Origin of the sequence: Shinella zoogloeoides, from assembly GCF_030733845.1 — a bacterium.
Classification (GTDB): Bacteria; Pseudomonadota; Alphaproteobacteria; order Rhizobiales; family Rhizobiaceae; genus Shinella; species Shinella zoogloeoides_C.
In genome coordinates, this window is sequence record NZ_CP132311.1 from 3,224,432 (window position 1) to 3,242,129 (window position 17,698).

At 65.2% G+C, this 17,698-nt stretch carries 20 protein-coding genes and 1 pseudogene; 12 read left to right on the forward strand and 9 right to left on the reverse strand.

Annotation, left to right across the window (positions count from 1 at the left end; all coding sequences use genetic code 11):
* Position 1: 1 nt before the first annotated feature.
* Positions 2-283: a BolA family protein gene (locus Q9316_RS16780; protein WP_306032704.1), complete on the reverse strand. Its 282-nt coding sequence runs from the start codon at positions 281-283 to the stop codon at positions 2-4.
* 125 nt (positions 284-408) lie between these two features.
* On the opposite strand from Q9316_RS16780, the gene Q9316_RS16785 reads away from it, so the two are divergent.
* The 4 genes from Q9316_RS16785 (at position 409) to Q9316_RS16800 (ending at position 5,048) form a co-directional block, all read left to right on the forward strand.
* The gene (locus Q9316_RS16785; RefSeq protein ID WP_306035340.1) at positions 409-1,044 is read left to right on the forward strand and encodes a J domain-containing protein; all 636 of its coding nucleotides are present in this window, start codon (positions 409-411) and stop codon (positions 1,042-1,044) included.
* 63 nt (positions 1,045-1,107) lie between these two features.
* On the forward strand, positions 1,108-2,106 hold the full coding sequence (gene cobS, locus Q9316_RS16790) for a cobaltochelatase subunit CobS (protein ID WP_306032705.1): 999 nt from the start codon (positions 1,108-1,110) through the stop codon (positions 2,104-2,106).
* A gap of 16 nt (positions 2,107-2,122) precedes the next feature.
* The gene (gene cobT / locus Q9316_RS16795; protein ID WP_306032706.1) at positions 2,123-4,024 is read left to right on the forward strand and encodes a cobaltochelatase subunit CobT; all 1,902 of its coding nucleotides are present in this window, start codon (positions 2,123-2,125) and stop codon (positions 4,022-4,024) included.
* Complete coding sequence (locus tag Q9316_RS16800; RefSeq protein WP_306032707.1) at positions 4,014-5,048, forward strand: esterase-like activity of phytase family protein; 1,035 nt, start codon at positions 4,014-4,016, stop codon at positions 5,046-5,048. The genes cobT and Q9316_RS16800 overlap by 11 nt, the downstream gene beginning before the upstream one ends.
* Before the next feature lie 57 nt (positions 5,049-5,105).
* Here Q9316_RS16800 and Q9316_RS16805 read toward each other — a convergent pair whose 3' ends face one another.
* Both Q9316_RS16805 and rpmB read right to left on the reverse strand, forming a co-directional pair.
* Positions 5,106-5,744: a VUT family protein gene (locus Q9316_RS16805; RefSeq protein ID WP_306032708.1), complete on the reverse strand. Its 639-nt coding sequence runs from the start codon at positions 5,742-5,744 to the stop codon at positions 5,106-5,108.
* Positions 5,745-5,858: 114 nt separating this feature from the next.
* A complete protein-coding gene (rpmB, locus tag Q9316_RS16810; protein ID WP_306032709.1) occupies positions 5,859-6,146 on the reverse strand; it encodes a 50S ribosomal protein L28 in 288 nt (95 codons plus the stop codon).
* 256 nt (positions 6,147-6,402) lie between these two features.
* Between rpmB and Q9316_RS16815 the strand changes: the two genes are divergently transcribed.
* Both Q9316_RS16815 and yddG read left to right on the forward strand, forming a co-directional pair.
* Positions 6,403-7,179 carry a DUF3108 domain-containing protein gene (locus tag Q9316_RS16815; protein ID WP_371877930.1) on the forward strand — a complete coding sequence of 259 codons (777 nt, stop codon included), beginning with the start codon at positions 6,403-6,405 and terminating at the stop codon, positions 7,177-7,179.
* A gap of 33 nt (positions 7,180-7,212) precedes the next feature.
* Positions 7,213-8,094 carry an aromatic amino acid exporter YddG gene (gene yddG / locus Q9316_RS16820; protein ID WP_306032711.1) on the forward strand — a complete coding sequence of 294 codons (882 nt, stop codon included), beginning with the start codon at positions 7,213-7,215 and terminating at the stop codon, positions 8,092-8,094.
* A 3-nt stretch (positions 8,095-8,097) separates the two neighbouring features.
* Here yddG and gloB read toward each other — a convergent pair whose 3' ends face one another.
* Positions 8,098-8,862 carry a hydroxyacylglutathione hydrolase gene (gene gloB / locus Q9316_RS16825; protein WP_306032712.1) on the reverse strand — a complete coding sequence of 255 codons (765 nt, stop codon included), beginning with the start codon at positions 8,860-8,862 and terminating at the stop codon, positions 8,098-8,100.
* Positions 8,863-8,918: 56 nt separating this feature from the next.
* Between gloB and Q9316_RS16830 the strand changes: the two are divergent.
* Together Q9316_RS16830 and Q9316_RS16835 are read left to right on the forward strand one after the other, a co-directional pair.
* Positions 8,919-9,703 (forward strand): annotated as a pseudogene (locus tag Q9316_RS16830) (class I SAM-dependent methyltransferase).
* Between the two features lie 60 nt (positions 9,704-9,763).
* Complete coding sequence (locus tag Q9316_RS16835) at positions 9,764-10,696, forward strand: prephenate/arogenate dehydrogenase family protein (RefSeq protein WP_306032713.1); 933 nt, start codon at positions 9,764-9,766, stop codon at positions 10,694-10,696.
* Here Q9316_RS16835 and Q9316_RS16840 read toward each other — a convergent pair whose 3' ends face one another.
* Positions 10,697-11,704 (reverse strand): DUF2125 domain-containing protein, encoded by a 1,008-nt coding sequence (locus tag Q9316_RS16840; protein ID WP_306032714.1) that lies wholly within the window; start codon positions 11,702-11,704, stop codon positions 10,697-10,699. It abuts the gene before it with no gap.
* Positions 11,705-11,834: 130 nt separating this feature from the next.
* Between Q9316_RS16840 and Q9316_RS16845 the strand changes: the two genes are divergently transcribed.
* Positions 11,835-12,386, forward strand: a complete 552-nt coding sequence (locus tag Q9316_RS16845; protein ID WP_306032715.1) for a gamma-glutamylcyclotransferase — start codon at positions 11,835-11,837, stop codon at positions 12,384-12,386.
* Here Q9316_RS16845 and Q9316_RS16850 read toward each other — a convergent pair whose 3' ends face one another.
* The 4 genes from Q9316_RS16850 to ftsE all read right to left on the reverse strand — a co-directional run bounded on the left by Q9316_RS16850 (position 12,387) and on the right by ftsE (position 15,690).
* Positions 12,387-13,175, reverse strand: coding sequence for a lysophospholipid acyltransferase family protein (locus Q9316_RS16850; protein ID WP_306032716.1), 789 nt, complete (start codon positions 13,173-13,175; stop codon positions 12,387-12,389).
* A 77-nt stretch (positions 13,176-13,252) separates the two neighbouring features.
* Entirely contained in the window at positions 13,253-13,885 is a 633-nt protein-coding gene (locus Q9316_RS16855; protein WP_306035342.1) for a YdcF family protein, read from the reverse strand.
* Positions 13,886-14,030: 145 nt separating this feature from the next.
* On the reverse strand, positions 14,031-15,038 hold the full coding sequence (locus Q9316_RS16860; protein ID WP_306032717.1) for a cell division protein FtsX: 1,008 nt from the start codon (positions 15,036-15,038) through the stop codon (positions 14,031-14,033).
* Positions 15,031-15,690 (reverse strand): cell division ATP-binding protein FtsE, encoded by a 660-nt coding sequence (gene ftsE / locus Q9316_RS16865; protein WP_306032718.1) that lies wholly within the window; start codon positions 15,688-15,690, stop codon positions 15,031-15,033. The genes Q9316_RS16860 and ftsE overlap by 8 nt, the downstream gene beginning before the upstream one ends.
* 290 nt (positions 15,691-15,980) lie before the next feature.
* On the opposite strand from ftsE, the gene Q9316_RS16870 reads away from it, so the two are divergent.
* The 3 genes from Q9316_RS16870 (at position 15,981) to Q9316_RS16880 (ending at position 17,696) form a co-directional block, all read left to right on the forward strand.
* On the forward strand, positions 15,981-16,655 hold the full coding sequence (locus Q9316_RS16870; RefSeq protein ID WP_306032719.1) for a hypothetical protein: 675 nt from the start codon (positions 15,981-15,983) through the stop codon (positions 16,653-16,655).
* A 48-nt stretch (positions 16,656-16,703) separates the two neighbouring features.
* Positions 16,704-17,249, forward strand: a complete 546-nt coding sequence (hpt, locus tag Q9316_RS16875) for a hypoxanthine phosphoribosyltransferase (protein WP_306032720.1) — start codon at positions 16,704-16,706, stop codon at positions 17,247-17,249.
* 87 nt (positions 17,250-17,336) lie between these two features.
* Positions 17,337-17,696, forward strand: a complete 360-nt coding sequence (locus Q9316_RS16880; protein WP_306032721.1) for a response regulator — start codon at positions 17,337-17,339, stop codon at positions 17,694-17,696.
* The last annotated feature ends 2 nt before the right edge of the window (positions 17,697-17,698 follow it).

A 17,698-nucleotide genomic window follows, 5' to 3' on the forward strand; every position in this document is an offset into this window, starting at 1 on the left:
GCTACCAGCGCGTCGCCTCGCCGGGCGCCGCCGCCTCGACGGCGAGCGCATGCAGCCCGGCATCGAACTCCGCCTTCACCAGATCGTTGATCGCCCGGTGCCGCGCCACGCGGTTCATGCCCGCAAAGGCGGAGGAGACGATGCGGATGCGCATATGCGTCTCGCCCTCGCCGTCATATCCCGGCTGGTGGCCGGCATGCAGGTGGCTTTCGTTGATGACCTCGAGGCGCTCGGGCGAAAAGGCGGCATCGAGCTTCGCGGTTATACTGGATCTGATGGACATGGGTCACTTTCGAAGGCGTGCTTCGCCGACGGGAAAACGCACGGCGCAACGCAGGAAAATGGTCCCACAAAGCCAGCAACAATCCGCTTTGTCAATTCTTGTGGCAGGCCTTCCGCAGCCCCATAATTAGCGCCATGAAACTCGATTCCAAATACTTCGACCGCATCCGCACGAAGCGGCGCGTGGAACAGCGTCCCGAACGCTCCGCGCCGACCTGTCAGTGGGACGGCTGCGAGGAAAATGCCGTGCATCGCGCGCCTGTCGGCCGCAATGCCGAAGGGCAGTATTTCATGTTCTGCTTCGAGCACGTCAAGGAATACAACAAGGGCTACAACTACTTCTCCGGCCTCTCGGACGGCGAGATCGCGCGCTACCAGAAGGAGGCGATCACCGGCCACCGCCCCACCTGGACGATCGGCGTCAACAAGGCCGCCAAGAACGGCCCGGCGCAGGGCACCGCGCGCTCCGGCACGGCCGGGGCAAATCAGCGCATCCGCGATCCGTTCGGCCTGTTCGGCGAGGGCAAGGGGCGCGGTCCGCGCATGGAGCCCCGCGCGCGGAAACTGAAAACTCTTGAGGCGAAAGCCTACGAGACGCTCGGCCTTGCCGCCGATGCGACGGCGCAGGACATCAAGACCGCCTACAAAGTGCTTGTCAAAAAGCATCACCCGGATGCAAATGGCGGAGATAGAGGCTCGGAAGAGCGTTTTCGCGCGGTCATCCAAGCATATCAATTGTTAAAGCAGGCCGGCTTCTGCTAGAGCAGTCGCCGGACAACAGGATATTTGGGCGGACGCGCGGATGGCGGCTGCCGCGGAGACGTGATGAGCAAGATGGATCTCGATATTTCCAACCTCCCGGACACCACGGTTTCCGTACGGGAGGTTTTCGGCATTGATACCGACCTTCGTGTCCCGGCCTATACCAAGGCGGACGCCTATGTGCCGGACCTCGACCCGGACTACCTGTTCGACCGCGAAACGACCCTCGCGATCCTCGCGGGCTTCGCGCACAACCGTCGCGTCATGGTCTCCGGCTATCACGGCACCGGCAAGTCGACCCATATCGAGCAGGTCGCCGCCCGTCTCAACTGGCCCTGCGTGCGCGTCAACCTCGACAGCCATGTCAGCCGTATCGACCTCGTCGGCAAGGACGCGATCGTCGTCAAGGACGGCCTGCAGGTCACCGAGTTCAAGGACGGCATCCTGCCCTGGGCCTACCAGCACAATGTCGCGCTCGTCTTCGATGAATACGATGCCGGCCGGCCGGACGTCATGTTCGTCATCCAGCGCGTGCTGGAATCCTCCGGCCGCCTGACGCTGCTCGACCAGAGCCGCGTCATCCGCCCGCACCCCGCCTTCCGCCTGTTCGCGACCGCCAACACCGTCGGCCTCGGCGATACGACGGGCCTCTACCACGGCACGCAGCAGATCAACCAGGCTCAGATGGACCGCTGGTCGATCGTCACCACGCTCAACTACCTGCCGCATGAAAACGAAGTGAGCATCGTCGCCGCCAAGGTGAAGCGCCTTGCCGCCGGCAAGGACGGCCGCGACACGATCTCGCGCATGGTGCGCGTCGCCGACCTCACCCGCGCCGCCTTCATCAACGGCGACCTGTCGACCGTGATGAGCCCGCGCACGGTCATCACCTGGGGCGAAAACGCCGAGATCTTCGGCGATCTCGCCTTCGCCTTCCGCGTCACCTTCCTCAACAAGTGCGACGAACTGGAGCGCACGCTGGTGGCCGAGCTTTACCAGCGCGCCTTCGGCGTGGAGCTGAAGGAAAGCGCCGCCAATATCGTCCTGGAAGCGACTGCCTGACGGCAAGGTGAAGCGCATGGCAGCTCGCGGAGACAATTCGAAGCCGAGGCCCGGCGGGGTGGTGGACATGGAGCCGTTCCGCCGCGCGGTGACGGGCTGTGTGCGCGCCGTCTCCGGCGACGCCGAGGTGGAGGTCACCTTCGCCAACGAGCGGCCCGGCATGACCGGCGAGCGCATCCGCCTGCCGGAGCTGACCAAGCGCCCCTCGCCGGCCGAAGTCGCAATCACCCGCGGCCTCGGCGATTCGATGGCGCTGCGCAAGGCCTGCCACGACGCCCGCATCCACGCGACCATGTCGCCGCAGGGCGCCGATGCGCGGGCGATCTTCGACGCCGTCGAACAGGCACGCGTCGAGGCGATCGGTTCCAACCGCATGCATGGCATGGCACAGAACCTCACCACCATGCTGACGGAGAAATACGCCAAGGCCAATTTCGGCACGATTACCCGCCAGGCCGATGCGCCCCTCGAAGAGGCCGTCGCGCTCATCGTGCGCGAAAAGCTGACGGGCCAGGCCCCGCCCGCTTCCGCCGGCAAGGTGCTCGATCTCTGGCGCGACTTCATCGTCGACAAGGCCGGCAAGGACATGGACGGCCTTTCGGCCGCAATCAACGACCAGCAGGCTTTCTCGCGCGTCGTGCGCAACATGCTCGCCTCGATGAACGTCGCCGAGCAGTACGGCGAGGACGAGACGGAACCGGACGATTCCGAAACGCCCGAGGACGAGAACCAGCCGCGCAGCGACGAGCAGGAAGATAACAACAGCCAGGAGGACGCGGGCGACGACAGCGCGCCCGCCGACGAGAACGAGACGTCCGACGAACAGATGGACGAAGGCGAGATGGACGGCGCGGAAATCTCTGACGACGATCTCGTCGAAGATGACGGCGACGATACGGAAACGCCCGGCGAAGTCCGCCGCCCGAACCACCCCTTCACCGATTTCAACGAGAAGGTCGATTACACGGTCTTCACGCAGGAATTCGACGAGACGATCACCGCCGAGGAACTGTGCGACGAAGCCGAGCTCGACCGGCTGCGCGCCTTCCTCGACAAGCAGCTCGCCCATCTCCAGGGCGCCGTCGGCCGCCTTGCCAACCGCCTGCAGCGCCGCCTGATGGCGCAGCAGAACCGCGCCTGGGAATTCGACCTCGAAGAGGGCTATCTCGACAGCGCCCGCCTGCAGCGCATCATCATCGATCCAATGCAGCCGCTCTCCTTCAAGCGTGAGAAGGACACGACCTTCCGTGACACGGTCGTGACGCTGCTGATCGACAATTCCGGCTCCATGCGCGGCCGGCCGATCACGGTCGCCGCCACCTGCGCCGACATTCTCGCCCGCACGCTGGAGCGCTGCGGCGTGAAGGTCGAAATCCTCGGCTTCACCACCAAGGCGTGGAAGGGCGGCCAGTCGCGCGAAAAGTGGCTCGGCAGCGGCAAGCCGCAATCGCCCGGCCGCCTCAACGACCTGCGCCACATCGTCTACAAGGCCGCGGACGCCCCATGGCGCCGCGCCAGGCGCAATCTCGGACTGATGATGCGCGAGGGCTTGCTAAAGGAAAACATCGACGGCGAGGCGCTGATCTGGGCGCACGACCGCCTGCTCGCCCGCCCCGAGCAGCGCCGCATCCTGATGATGATCTCGGACGGTGCGCCGGTGGACGATTCGACGCTTTCGGTGAACCCCGGCAACTATCTGGAACGGCACCTGCGCGCCGTCATCGATCAGATCGAGACGCGTTCGCCCGTCGAGCTTCTCGCCATCGGCATCGGCCACGACGTCACGCGCTATTATCGCCGCGCCGTCACCATCGTCGATGCGGACGAGCTGGCCGGCGCGATGACCGAGCAGCTTGCCTCGCTCTTTGCCGACGAGGCGACCTCCCGCCGCCCGACCGGCCGCCGCCGTGCGGGCTGAACCGGCGGTCCCGCAACGGGCCGGCGGTCTGGCGCGAAGCCTTCCCGCCATCATTCTTTCCGCCCTGCTCTGCCTACCGCTTGGACGGCCGGCAGCGGCCGAGATCACGGACGTTCCGGTCTCCAGCCGTGCCTTTTCCCAGTTCGTGCCCGGCTCGGACCAGCGCGTCTTCGGGAAGCTCGAATTCCTGGGTGGCATCGGCTACGCCTCCAGCAATTCCCTGCTTGGCGCGATTTCCGCCATCCGCTTTCGCGAGGACAAGCAGCAATTCGTTGCCGCGCTCGATACCGGCCACTGGCTTACCGGCCGCGTCGAGCGCGATGCCGACGGCCGCCTGAGCGGCCTTGCGGACGTAAAAGTCCGCTCGATGTTCGACAAGGACGGGCAGGACGAGAACTTCAAGTTCAAGATGGACGCCGAGGGCCTTGCGCTCCGCGAAGGCGAAGTCCTCGTCAGCTTCGAGGTCTTCCACCGGATCGATGTCTATCCCGATCCCGGTTTCATGGAGGCGCGGCCGAAACGCCACCTGCCCTTCCCCTTCGACCCGCGGGAAATGCGCATCAACCGCGGCATGGAAACGCTTGCCATGTCGCCGGCGGCAGGACCGCTCGGCGTGACGCCGGTGGCCGTCACGGAGCGCAGCCTCGATGCCGACGGAAATGTCTTCGCCGCCGTACTGGAAGGTCCGCGCAAGGGTCTTTTCTCCGTCAAGCGCTCCGATCCATGGGACATCACCGACGGCGCTTTCCTGCCGAACGGCGATCTCCTGCTGCTCGAACGCCGCTTCCGCCTGTCGGACGGCATGGGCATGCGCATCCGCCGTATCGACGGCGACACGATCCGCCCCGGCGCGGTTGTCGACGGCGACGTGCTCATCGATGCCGATCTCAGCCAGCAGATCGACAATATGGAAGGGCTCGACGTGGTGGTGATGGCTGAGGACGACGTCCGCGTCATCGTCGTTTCCGACGACAACCACTCGATCCTCCAGCGCAACCTGATGCTGGAATTCCGCCTGAAGTGAAAAAGCCACCCGCTGGTCGAGCGGACGGCTTCAACTACCAGAGCGTTCCTTGCGTTCTCAGGCGATCTTCTCGATGCCCGGCATCGGCTTCAGCCGGCTCATCAGCGCGCCGTAGGGTAGCAACATGACTAGGCCGACCAGCACCTTCACGGAGAAATCGCCGAGCGCCCAGGAGAGCCAGCGCGGGGCTTCCGCGGTAAAGACACCCAGCACCGGCGCCCATTCGATCGCGAAGGCGTCGTTCGGCCCGAAGATCGAGAAGAAGGGCGCGAAGGCGAAGGAGAAGAAGATCAGCGTGTCGAGCACCGAGCCGATCAGCGAGGCGATCAGCGGCGCGCGCCACCAGGTCTGCCGGCGCAGCCTGTTGAAGACGGAAATGTCGAGCAACTGGCCGGCAAGGAAGGCCGAGCCGGAGGCGATCGCAATGCGCGGCGTGGAAAGCGCGAAGGAAATGATCACCGCCACGAGGAAACCGGCCGCCACGACGCGGCGCGCCACGCTCGGGCCGAACTGCCGGTTGGTGAGGTCGGTGATGAGGAAGGCGACCGGATAGGTGAAGGCACCGTAGGTCAGGAGATCGCCGAGCGCGATGCCGAACAATTCGCCCGAAAGCGGATACTGCACCAGCACGTTGGAGGCGACGACCACGGCCGTCATCAGGAGGACATAGATAAGGGTAATGCGGTTCGCTAGCATTTTTTTATCCTGGGTGATGCCACCAGTTGGAGTGATAATAATGTGCTCACAGCATTGAGGCCTGCCCGGAACCGGTCAAGCCTCAATGAAAGCGATCTGGCTTAGCGCCTGAAATCAGGCAGCAGCAGTCTTCTTGGCGATCTGGCGGCGCAGCAGGCGGGCGCGCATCGACAGTTCGTTCTCTTCGGCCTTCAGGAGGAAGGCGTCGAGACCACCGCGGTGCTCGACCGTGCGCAGGGCAGCGGCGGAAACGCGAAGACGGTAACGCTGGCCGAGGGCGTCGGAAATCAGCGTGACATTGCACAGGTTCGGCAGGAACTTGCGCTTCGTCTTGTTGTTTGCGTGGCTCACATTGTTGCCCGACTGGACGCCCTTGCCGGTCAATTCGCAACTACGGGACATGGTACACCTATTTTTTCTTGTTCAGGACAATACGTTTCCGGCACCGAAACCGGCCGCAGTCCGTCTGGCCTTTTTGGAAAGTTGCGGTTCTATAGTCACACTGCGCGACGGCGTCAAGCCAAACCTGTGCCCGCGCTGGAAATCAGTTGCCAAACGCCGCGAATTGCAGGCAATAGCAGCACGATCTGGAATTTTCCACGGCGTAGAATTGCCGTAATATCAGGCTAGGCGGAGCGTCTCTATGGGAGTCGTGCGGATGAACGGGCGAGGTTTTATTGCTGGCGCGGCCATGTCGCTCGCCCTTGCGGGGAGCGCGACGCCGCTTTCTTCCGCCGAGATCCAGCATCGCACCGAATATGCCATCCGCCTTTCCGGCCTGCCGGTCGCGACCGCCAGCTTCCAGTCGCAGTTCAGCGGCAACCGTTTCTCCATTTCCGGCAGCCTGCATTCCGCCGGCCTTGCGGACATCTTCGCCCGCACGAAGGGCACGACTTCCGTTTCCGGCACCGTCAGCCGTGACAAACTGCGCGCCACCTCCTATTCGGTGACCTACCAGAGCGGCAAGCGCGGGCGCGCCATCGACGTCACCTTCCGCAACGGCAATGTCGTGCATGCCAGCATGGTGCCGGCGCGCAAGAAGCCGGACAACTGGGTGCCCGTTTCCAGGGCCGACATGCGCGCGGTGCTCGATCCGATCTCGGGCCTCATCATCCCCGCCGGCAACCGCGTCTGCCCGAAGACGCTGCCGATCTTCGACGGGGAATCGCGCCTCGACCTCAGACTGACCTCCAAGGGCACCAAGTCCTATTCCACCAAGGGCTTCGAGGGCGAGGCCATCGTCTGCGGCATCCGCTTCATCCCGAAATCCGGCTACCGCAAAGGCCGCGACGACGTGGAATACCTGCGCAGGCTGAAGACGATGGAAATCTGGTTTGCCAAGGCGGAAGGAGCAAATGTATATGCTCCGGTCTATGTGCAGATTCCGACCAAGCTCGGCCCTGTCACCGTCTCGGCCACGCGCTTCGGCGGCTGATCCGGCCCCGGTCGGCAGACCGGAGCGATGGCCTTGAAGACGCGTGCAACCCTGATCGGCTTTACGGCGATCCTCATGTGGGCGCTGCTGGCGCTTTTCACCGCCGCCTCCGGCAAGATGCCGCCCTTCCAGCTTTCCGCCATCTGCTTCCTGATCGGCAGCCTGCCCGGCATTGTCGTGCTCGCCGCCCGGCCGCAGCGCATGCGCCTTCTGAGGCAACCGGCGAAAGTCTGGATCACCGGCATCCTCGGGCTCTTCGGCTACCACTTCCTCTACTTCACGGCGCTGCGCAACGCGCCGGCGGTCGAGGCGAGCCTGATCGCCTATCTCTGGCCGCTCCTCATCGTCACCGGATCGGCGCTGCTGCCGGGCGAGACGCTGCGGTGGAACCATGTGGTCGGCACGCTGCTCGGCCTCGGCGGCACCGCGCTCATCGTCGGGCGCAACGGCCTCACCTTCGACAGCGCCTACCTCATCGGCTATGGCGCGGCCTTCCTCTGTGCCTTCACCTGGGCCGGCTATTCGCTGGCGACCCGCAGTTTCGAGGCCGTCTCGACCGACGTGGTGACGGGCTTCTGCCTTGCCACCGCCATTCTCTCGTTCTTCTGCCACCTGATGCTGGAAACCACGGTCTGGCCGCAGACGAGCCTCGAATGGTTCGCCGTTGCCGGCCTCGGCCTGCTGCCGGTTGGCGCGGCCTTCTATGTCTGGGATTTCGGCGTGAAGAACGGCGATATCCAGATTCTCGGCGCCGCGAGCTATGCCGCGCCGCTGCTCTCCACCCTCGTGCTCATCCTCTCCGGCTTTGCCGAACCGTCCTGGGCGATCGCCCTTGCCTGCCTCCTGGTGACGGGCGGCGCGGTACTGGCCGCCAAGGACATGATCTTCCGCAAGCGGACAGCCCTCGCGGCCTGACGCTCAGAACCGGTCTTTTCGCGCCCGGATCTCGGCAAAGACCTCGGCGTCGCTCGCGCGCTCCATGCCGAGATGGCGGCGAATGGCCGGATCGCCCGCACGCAAAAAAGGGTTCGTCGCCTTTTCGAGCCCGATGGTCGTCGGCGCCGTGAACTCGCCTTTGGCGCGCAGGGCCTCGATCTCCGCGACGCGGTTCGAAAGGGCGGCGTTGTCGGGGTCGACGGTCTTGGCGAAACGCGCGTTCGAGAGCGTATATTCGTGGCCGAAATAGACGACCGTCTCGTCCGGCAGGGCGGCAAGCTTCTGCAGCGATCCCCACATCTGCGCCGGCGTGCCCTCGAAAAGGCGGCCGCAGCCAAGCGCAAAGAGCGTGTCGGCGGCAAAGAGCAGCTTGTCTTGCGGCAGGTGGAAGGAGATATGGCCGAGCGTATGGCCCGGGGTCGAGATCACATCGACCGGCCGGCCGGCAAAATCGAAACTCTCCCCCCCGTCCACCTTGCGGTCGATGCCGGGAATGGCCTCGCGCGCGGGCCCGATGATCGTCGCGCCGAAACGCGCCTTCAGCGCCGGGTTTGCCTCGACATGGTCATTGTGGTGGTGCGTCGTGAAGATGTGGCTCAAGGTCCAGCCCCGACGGGCGAGCGCATCGAGGATCGGCTTTTCCTCCGGCGCGTCGATGCTCGCGGTGGCGCCCGTTGCGGGATCGTGCAGCAACACCCCGAAATTGTCGCTGCGGCAGGCAAAAAGCTCGATTTCCAGGGCGGTCATGGCGCATCCTCATCATGGCGGTCGGGTGATCGAGGCGGAATGTAAGGCAATCGCCCTTGAAGTCCACCGGACCATCGCTAACATTCACGCCATGCATGCCGATATCGTCGACCTCCGGGAATTCTACCATTCGCAGCTTGGCCGCCTTGCCGATCAATCCATCGCCATGGCGCTCGCCTCGCTCTGGGCGCGCCTGCCGGACGAGCGCCTGGTAGGCCTCGGCTATGCCGTGCCCTATCTCGACCGTTTCCGCGCGGACACCGAGCGCACCTTCGCCTTCATGCCGGCCGGCCAGGGCGCGGTGAACTGGCCGCCGAACGAGCTGTCCTCGACGGCGCTGGTCTTCGACGAGGAACTGCCGCTGCCCGACGCCTCGGTCGACCGGGTTCTGATGGTCCATTCGCTGGAATTTGCGGAAAACCCGCGCGAGACCATGAAGGAGCTGTGGCGCGTGCTCGCGCCGGGCGGGCGCCTCGTCATCGTCGTGCCGAACCGGCGCGGCGTCTGGGCCCGCATGGAGCACACGCCGTTCGGCTCCGGCCGGCCCTATTCCCGCGGCCAGCTCACCGCGCTGCTGCGCGAGACGAACTTCACGCCCGGCGCCAGCGCCGAGGCCCTGTTCTTTCCGCCCTCCAAGTTGCGCAGCGTGCTGAAACTGCGCGGCGCCTTCGAGCGGCTGGGGCGCATGCTCTGGCCGATGTTCTCCGGCGTCATCATCGTGGAGGCGCAGAAACGGCTCTACCAGGGCCTGCCCGTCGCCGCCCGCGCCTCGCGCCGCGTCTTCGTCCCGGTGCTGGCGCCCCAGGGCGTGCCGACGACGCGCGAGCGCGCACCGCGCTGATCCCCTCGACAAATGCCGGGACGGTCGCTAGAGCGAAACGGCAGCAAAGAGGCGACGGACATGACGGATGGACATTTCGACAAGATCACGTTGATCGGCATCGGCCTGATCGGCTCCTCCATCGCCCGCGCGGTGAAAGCCAAGGGCCTCGCCAAGACCGTCACCATTTCGAGCCGCAGCCAGGAAACGCTCGACCGCGCCCGCGAACTCGATCTCGGCACCGATTATGTCCACGATGCCGGCGCGGCGGTGGAAGGGGCGGACCTCGTCATCGTCTCGGTCCCCGTCGGCGCTTCCGGCAAGGTGGCCGAGGACATCGCCCCCCATCTCAAACCCGGCGCCATCGTCACCGATGTCGGCTCCACCAAGGCATCCGTCGTCGCGCAGATGCTGCCGCACATGCCGAAGAACGTGCATTTCATCCCCGGCCATCCGCTGGCGGGCACCGAGCATTCCGGCCCCGATGCCGGCTTTGCGGAACTCTTCCAGGGCCGCTGGTGCATCCTGACGCCCGTGCACGGCACCGACAAGGACGCCAAGCGCAGGCTCGCCGCCTTCTGGGAAGCGCTCGGCTCGAAGGTCGACGAGATGGACACGGAGCACCACGACAAGGTGCTTGCCATCGTCTCCCACCTGCCGCACATCATCGCCTACAACATCGTCGGCACGGCCGACGACCTGGAGACGGTGACGGAATCGGAAGTCATCAAATATTCGGCCTCGGGTTTCCGCGACTTCACCCGTCTTGCCGCCTCCGACCCGACCATGTGGCGCGACGTCTGCCTGCACAACAAGGACGCGATCCTCGAAATGCTGGCGCGCTTCTCGGAGGACCTCGCCTATCTGCAGCGCGCCATCCGCTGGGGCGACGGCGAGAAGCTGTTCGATCTCTTCACCCGCACCCGCGCCATTCGCCGCTCGATCATCGATGCCGGCCAGGATACCGCCGCGCCGAACTTCGGCCGGCCGGTAAAGGACGAGAAACAGGGCTGATCAGAGCGGCGGGATTTCCGCGATCGGGAAGGGGCCGAGATAGACCGTTCCCTGCTGGACGTTGAGTTTCACCACGGCGCGATCCTGCCCGCCCGAGAGGCCCTTGATGGCGCCGGCGACGCGCTGCGCGGTCTCAGCCGCCTCCGGGAACACCTCGGAAACACGATCGCGCCAGGCCTCGATGCCTTCGATCGTCAGGTCCAGCGCGCCGGACACATAGCCGTCGTCGCCGATCTTGACGGGCCCGGACAGCGTTATCGTCTTGCCGTCGCCGAGATCGAGCGACAGGCCGCGCAGTTCCGCGCTCGTGCCGAGCGGTGCGGTGGGCGGCGGACCCTCGGTGGACATCCACTTGGCAGCGTCCGCGATCGTCAGGTCGACTTTGACATCGAGCGGCGGCAGCACCTTGTCGCCGAGGTCGAGCGACAACGCATCGAGCGAGGCGGCGACGTCGAGCGCCTCGCCGGACTGGCGGAGATGCTTTTCGCCATGGGTGGCGGCAATGCCGACTGACAAGGCCTGCGACGGCACGTTGAACCTGCCCTTCAGCCCGTCATAGGCGACGGAGGCACGGTCGAGCCCGTCCGTCCACGCAACGGCGCTGGCGCGCAGCAGATCCCAGTTCACGTCGAAGGCAAGGTCCGGCGTCACGCGCACCTGCGCGGGGCCGTCGAGTTCGATGACCGCGTGGCCAGGGCGATAGACCTGTGCGGCGGACCGCAGCGCGCCAAAAGATGCCGAAAGGCCGGTCGGCCGGTCGTCGATGCCGACCGAATCGCAGAAGATACCGATGCGGAACGGGAAGCCGCGGACGGAAAGACCGCTGCAAGAGGCCGAGTGCATGCCCTGCTGCGAGGCGGCAAGCGCCTCCGTCAGGCGATCCTTCAGCCGGCTTGCGGCATAGAACCAGCCACCCGTATAGAGCGCCGCGAAGACGACGACGGCCATGGCGAGCCAGACCAGCTTGCGCGTAACCCCTGATGTGTCGGCGCGGCTTGACGATGCCATCGTGTTCTCCAATGGTGGCAGCAATGATTTGCCTTTAGGCAGTTCCGGCAAAACCGCTTCGCTCTCTTGCCGGTACTGCCCTAGCGCGACAAAGCCGGCAATTGCGGCGGCTTTTTGAGAGATGATCCAAGTGACGGTGGATATGAACGAATTCTGGGTCTTTGGCTACGGGTCGCTGATGTGGAACCCCGGCTTCGAATTCGAGGAGCGGCAGGCGGCTCATCTCTTCGGCTTCCGCCGAGCGCTCTGCGTGCGCTCCTGGGTTCACCGCGGCACCGAGGAGAGGCCGGGCCTCGTGCTGGGCCTCGACCGCGGCGGCTCCTGCCGCGGCGTCGCCTTCCGCGTGGCGCTCGAAAGCCGCGAGGCGGTGGTCGATTACCTGCGCGAACGGGAGCTGGTAACCCACGTCTACAAGGAGCGTACCCTCCCCGCGACGCTCGGCAACGGACGCCGCGTGACGACGCTCGCCTATATCTGCGACCGGGCACACCATCAGTTTGCCGGCTCACTTTCGGTGGAGGAGGCCGCGGTCACCATCAGCTCCGCCATCGGCAAGTCCGGGCACAACATGGATTACGTGCGCAACACGCTCACGCATCTGCGCGATATGGGCATCCGCGATCACTGGCTGGAAGATGTCGGCCGCGCGGCGGAGAACCTTTACGCCGGCGCGCACGCCTGATCAGGCGGAGCGTGCCCTCAGTTCCGCCATTCGCTGCTGGGCCGTCGGCGGCAACGGAAGGTGCGGATTGGCCTCGACCGTCTCGATCAGCAAACGGTCGCTTGCCGTTTCCATCACCTCGACGAGGTGGGCGAGAAAGGCATCCGGATCCATGCCGGGCTCGATCGGCGGCAGGATGCGCACCTTGAAATGGCCCGGATAGCGGATGAACTTGCGCCGCGGCCAGAACAGGCCCGGATGCATGACGACAGGCACGACCGGGGCCGCGAGATCCCGATAGAGGCGGGCGATGCCGTACTTGTATTCCGGCGGTGCGCCCGGCGGGCGGCGGGTGCCTTCCGGGTAGATGATGAGCTGGCGGCCGGTATCCATCTCCTCCTTCGTACGCTGCATGACGGCGGCCATGACCTTGCCGCGCGCGCTGCGATTGACCGGCACCATTCGCTGCTTCTTGATGTACCAGCCGAAGAGCGGGATCCAGGTAAGCTCGCGCTTGAGGATGTAAAGCGGATCGTCGAGCCAGGGCAGCAGCGCGTAGGCGTCCCAGAAGGACTGGTGCTTCGGCGCGAAGATGTAGCCGCCCTTCGGAATGTTCTCCAGCCCCTCGATCTCGAAGGTCGTGCCGACGATCTTCTCGAACAGCCAGTGGCAGCTGCGCGCCCAATTCTTCGGGATCGCATAGGCCTTCTTGCGCGGCAGCAGGAAATAGACCGGCGTCAGGACGATCATCTGCAGGATGAGGTTCAGGTAGAAGACGGTATTGAAGAGCACGGAGCGGAGAACGATCATCGGGCAGCCTGTAAGCGGGACGCGTCCTTTCGCCCTACACGATATTCCCGGGCGGGGAAACTCCCGTCACAGCGATCTCAACCGCCCGTCATGTCGCCGCGAAGCCCCGACCAGCTACGGGCGCCGGCAAGGGCGCGCAACTGCGCGAGGCAGTATTTCAGGTATTCCGACAGCATGGCCTTCACCACGCCCGGCTGGCGCAGCCAGTTGCCGTTCTTCAGGTCCGAATTGACGACCGGATAGGCGATGAATTCCGTCTGCCGATCGCTGACCCGCAGCTCCAGCAGGCTGCGCGGCATATGATAATTGTTGGTGACGACCAGCACCCGGCGGAACTGGTGGTCGCTGATCCAGCGCGCCGTCTCGTTGGCATTGCCGATCGTGTCGACGGCTTCATAGCCCATGTCGACGCAGCATTCGAAGAGCGCCGAGGAGCTTTGCGTCAGCTTGCGGAGCTGGTTGCCGCTGGTGGAAGGGTTCGCGCCGGAGATCAGCAGCCGCCCGCCGGCTCCCTTCTTCAGGAGGCCGATCGCGCGGTCGATGCGCTGGTAGCCGCCGGTCAGCACGACGATAGCGTCGGCCTTGGGATCGCGCGGCGCTTCCAGCGCCGCGACGGTCTCGGCAAAATGCAGGAAGCCCGCAATCCCCGCGATAAAGGCAAGCAGGATGATCGCCAGAACCAGACGCACGACGAGCCTGGCGGGCCGCATGCGCCGGCGCCGCCTGTCCCCGTCCGGCCGGATGTCCTCGGACAGATCCGGTTTTTCCCGTTCCAGCGCGTTCATGGTTCCGTCCATAGAACCCGATTGCGGCAACGGATAGTCCGTTTCGCGGCGAGGATTCGTCCCGGGCACCTCATGTGTCGGGCAACTGATCGGTGCGGGACGGGTCGGAGCGGATGAGGTCGATTTCGTGGATCGTCCGCATCACCGTGAAGCGCGCCGTCAGCGTCGTCAGCAGCGCGATCACGACGATGGTCGCGGCAATGCCGAGATAGCCGGTGAGCCCCATGGAGAACGTGCCGAAGAGGGCGGTCGCCTGGTCGCTTTGGGGGGTAGCAATCGAGCGCCCCTGCCAGAAGCCGGCAATGAGGAAGAACAGCGCCGCCAGGACCCCGCCGGCAACCGAACCCTTGAGGCTGATCATCAGGAAGTGCTTTTGGAATTCGGAGGCGACGAAGCCCGCCTCGGCCCCGACGAAGTGCAGCACCTCCACGATGTGCCGGTTACCCGAAAGCGCGCCGCGCGTGGCGAAGATCACCGTCAGCACCATGGCGGAGAAGACCAGAACCAGCACGCCCGTGCCGATGAAGGCGGTCGTGCGCGCCATGGCGACGAGACGGTCGACCCAGGTGCGGTGATCGTCGAGGAAAGCCTGCGGGATCTTCTCGGCAAGCGCCGCACGCATGGCGACGAAGTCCGGGGGGCTCTGCTCGTCGATGGTGACGATGACGAGGCGCGGCACCGGCAGTTCGTCGAGGTTCAGCCCCTCGCCGAGCCAGGGCTCCAGAAGGCGCGCCGTCGCCGTCTTGTCGACGATCGTGCCGTCGCGCGTGCCGGTGAAGGTGAGCGCGAGGTCGCGCGCGTCCACGAGGGCCTTCTCCATGTCGAGCTCGTCGTCCGGCTTGATCTGGATGGTGATCTCGCGGGAAATCTGGCTCTGCCAGCTCGCCGCCGTCGCTCGCACCATGCTGACCGCCCCGAAGGTGAGGCAGGCGAGGAAGGCCATGATGGCGATGACGAGCATCAGCGCGTTGCCGGACACATTGGCCTGCGGCACGATGGGCGCCGTCGGGCGCACGCGCATCTCCGGCCGGCGGGTCGGCTGGGCGTCCTGTACGGTCTCCTGCGGCGCGTCAGTCATAGATGTCGAGCCTCCCCTGCGAGAGGATCATGCGCCGCGCCTCCACCTGATCCATCAGCGACAGGTCATGCGTGGCGATCACCACAGCCGTGCCGAGCCGGTTGAGCTCGAGGAACAGGCTGAGCAGCCGGCGCGCCATCGGCGGATCGACATTGCCGGTCGGCTCGTCGGCGAGCAGAAGCTCCGGCCGGTCGATGAGGGCACGCGCGATCGCCGCGCGCTGCTTCTCCCCGCCCGAAAGCACCGGCGGCAGCACGTTGATCCGCTCGCCGAGGCCGACCCATTTCAAGAGCTCCAGAACGTCGGCGCGGTAGCTCGATTCCTCCTTGCCGCGCACGCGCAATGGCAGCGCGACATTCTCGTAAGTCGTCAGATGGTCGAGCAGGCGGAAATCCTGGAAGACGATGCCGATGCGCCGCCGCAGCATCGGCAGCTCGTCGCGCGGGATGGTCGAGATTTCCCGGTCGAAGGAGCGGATGATACCGCGCGTCGGCTGGAGCGACAGGAAGAGCAGGCGCAGGAGCGTCGTCTTGCCGGCGCCGGACGGCCCCGTCAGGAACTGGAAGGACCGGCGCGGAATATCGAAGGTGAGGTCGCGGAGAATCTCCGGCCCCATCCCGTAGCGCAGTCCGACATTCTCGAAGTGAATCAATGGCCAATCCGGTCTCTAGAGCAATTCCAGCAAAAGTGCGAAGCGGTTTTGCGTCCGGAACTGCGTGAAAACAAAGAGCTAGAGCATTTTCGCGATTCGGGGAAAAGCGAAAATGCTCTGAAAGCGGTCACCCAGCGGTACCGCGGCCGACGTCGCATAGGAAAGCGGCTCTTTCACGGTCAGGTTTCCGAAGCATTAACCAGTATGGTTTACGTTTCGTAAGGATTTCATTCAATGCCCGACTTTTCGCCGATGATTTTGCGCGAAGGCCGGCAAGCGAGGAGTTCGCGATGAACGCCTTCCGAGCGAAACAGCAAGCCAAAGGCCGCGTCGACCTGCTTCCCCCGGAGCCGAAAGCCCCCGCCCGCAGGCATGCCCGGCCGTTTCCGGCCCGTCCCGAAGTGGTCGATGCCGATTTCGTGGTGATTCGCGGCGGCACGGCGCGGACCTCCAACGACAATCACCGCCCGGTCCGTCCGGTGCAGACCCGCCCCCTCTCGGAACACCTGCTCCTCCGCATCGCGGCCGCCGGCGCCCGGCTCTGCGAGGCAGGCTTGCAGCTTTTGCCCGGCCGCGCCTTCGCCGGCCTCGTCATGGCGGCCTTCATCTTCGTCTTCGCCACCGCCGGCGGCCTGTCGGCCCTGAAGGCGGCGCTTCCGACGCCCGATTCGACGGCCGTCCTGCGCGTCGCCGACGTCACCACGGCGATAAGCGACCGGAACGGCATGAAAGTGCTCTCCGTCTACGGCCGCGTGGACAATGCCGGCAGCGGCACGGAAATCGTGCCGCCGCTGGCAATCCGTGTCGAGGATGGCGGCAAGGGTCTGGAGCGGCATGTCGCGCTCGAGACGGCAATGCTCGCTCCCGGCGGCAGCGAGCACTTCGCCCTGCACATTCCGCATGGCGGCGGAAAAGTGCCGAAAGTCTCGGTTTCCTTTGTCGGCGAGGGTGCGCCGGCCGACTGACTGTGCTAATCGGCTCCTTTGTTTCCACCACGAAGGAACCGCCTCGCAATGCAGATTGTCCGCGGAAAGAAGATCGAAACGCTCTATGACGCCGGCCAGATCGCCGAGCGCAATGCGGAACTCGCCGCCGCCATCGCAAGCGGCCCGACGAAGGATCTCCTCGTCATCGCCGTCCTCAAGGGCTCGTTCATCTTCGCCGCCGACCTCACCCGCGCGCTGCACGCTGCCGGCCTTGCGCCCGAAGTCGAATTCATCACGCTGTCGAGCTACGGCACCGGCACGGTTTCGCAAGGTGTCAAGGTCGTCAAGGACATCGACAGCGACGTGCATGGCCGCGACATCCTGCTGATCGACGACATCCTGGAATCCGGCCGCACGCTCAGCTACGCCAAGGAGCTGATGTACGAGCGCGGCGCGCGCAACGTCACCATCGCCGTGCTGCTCGACAAGCGCGAGAAGCGCAAGACGGACCTGGAGGCCGATTATGTCGGCTTCGAATGCCCCGACCATTTCGTCGTCGGCTACGGCATGGATGTCGCCTATGCCTTCCGCGAACTGCCCTTCGTCGGCATCGTCACCGGCGACGCCGAATAAGGCCCTCTCAATTTCCCCATCGGGCGTTTACCGATCGACAAGGAAAGTCTGGTCTTTTCGTTGTCGGACGACCGAGAAGGGGAACCGATGGCGAAGATTCTGATCACCGAGGACGAGGATTCGCTGCGCATCTTCGTGGCGCGCGCCCTGCGGCTGGATGGCCATGAAACCGTCGAGGCGCCGGACGGCGCCGCCGGGCTCGACGCCCTGACCGACGGCGGCTTCGATCTCCTGCTTTCCGATATCCGCATGCCCGTCATGGATGGCATCGAGCTTGCCCACAAGGCGTCCGCCGCCCATCCCGCGCTGAAAATCCTGCTGATGACCGGCTACGCCGACCAGCGGGAGCGGGCCGACGACCTTTCGGCGAAAATCGTCGATGTCGTCAGCAAGCCCTTCAGCCTGCCGGACATCCGCCGCGCCGTCGCGCAGGCGCTGGCTGCCTGATC

What these genes read in the sequence shown, in the direction of transcription:
- Q9316_RS16805 (WP_306032708.1), bottom strand. Translation starts at nt 5,744, where the DNA reads ATGCTAGCGAACCGCATTACCCTTATCTATGTCCTCCTGATGACGGCC.
- Q9316_RS16880 (WP_306032721.1), top strand. Translation starts at nt 17,337, where the DNA reads ATGGCGAAGATTCTGATCACCGAGGACGAGGATTCGCTGCGCATCTTC.
- gloB (WP_306032712.1), bottom strand. Translation starts at nt 8,862, where the DNA reads ATGACCGCCCTGGAAATCGAGCTTTTTGCCTGCCGCAGCGACAATTTC.
- Q9316_RS16780 (WP_306032704.1), bottom strand. Translation starts at nt 283, where the DNA reads ATGTCCATCAGATCCAGTATAACCGCGAAGCTCGATGCCGCCTTTTCG.
- rpmB (WP_306032709.1), bottom strand. Translation starts at nt 6,146, where the DNA reads ATGTCCCGTAGTTGCGAATTGACCGGCAAGGGCGTCCAGTCGGGCAAC.
- Q9316_RS16815 (WP_371877930.1), top strand. Translation starts at nt 6,403, where the DNA reads ATGAACGGGCGAGGTTTTATTGCTGGCGCGGCCATGTCGCTCGCCCTT.
- cobT (WP_306032706.1), top strand. Translation starts at nt 2,123, where the DNA reads ATGGCAGCTCGCGGAGACAATTCGAAGCCGAGGCCCGGCGGGGTGGTG.
- Q9316_RS16870 (WP_306032719.1), top strand. Translation starts at nt 15,981, where the DNA reads ATGAACGCCTTCCGAGCGAAACAGCAAGCCAAAGGCCGCGTCGACCTG.
- Q9316_RS16835 (WP_306032713.1), top strand. Translation starts at nt 9,764, where the DNA reads ATGACGGATGGACATTTCGACAAGATCACGTTGATCGGCATCGGCCTG.
- Q9316_RS16850 (WP_306032716.1), bottom strand. Translation starts at nt 13,175, where the DNA reads ATGATCGTTCTCCGCTCCGTGCTCTTCAATACCGTCTTCTACCTGAAC.
- Q9316_RS16860 (WP_306032717.1), bottom strand. Translation starts at nt 15,038, where the DNA reads ATGACTGACGCGCCGCAGGAGACCGTACAGGACGCCCAGCCGACCCGC.
- Q9316_RS16855 (WP_306035342.1), bottom strand. Translation starts at nt 13,885, where the DNA reads ATGCGGCCCGCCAGGCTCGTCGTGCGTCTGGTTCTGGCGATCATCCTG.
- cobS (WP_306032705.1), top strand. Translation starts at nt 1,108, where the DNA reads ATGAGCAAGATGGATCTCGATATTTCCAACCTCCCGGACACCACGGTT.
- Q9316_RS16840 (WP_306032714.1), bottom strand. Translation starts at nt 11,704, where the DNA reads ATGGCATCGTCAAGCCGCGCCGACACATCAGGGGTTACGCGCAAGCTG.
- hpt (WP_306032720.1), top strand. Translation starts at nt 16,704, where the DNA reads ATGCAGATTGTCCGCGGAAAGAAGATCGAAACGCTCTATGACGCCGGC.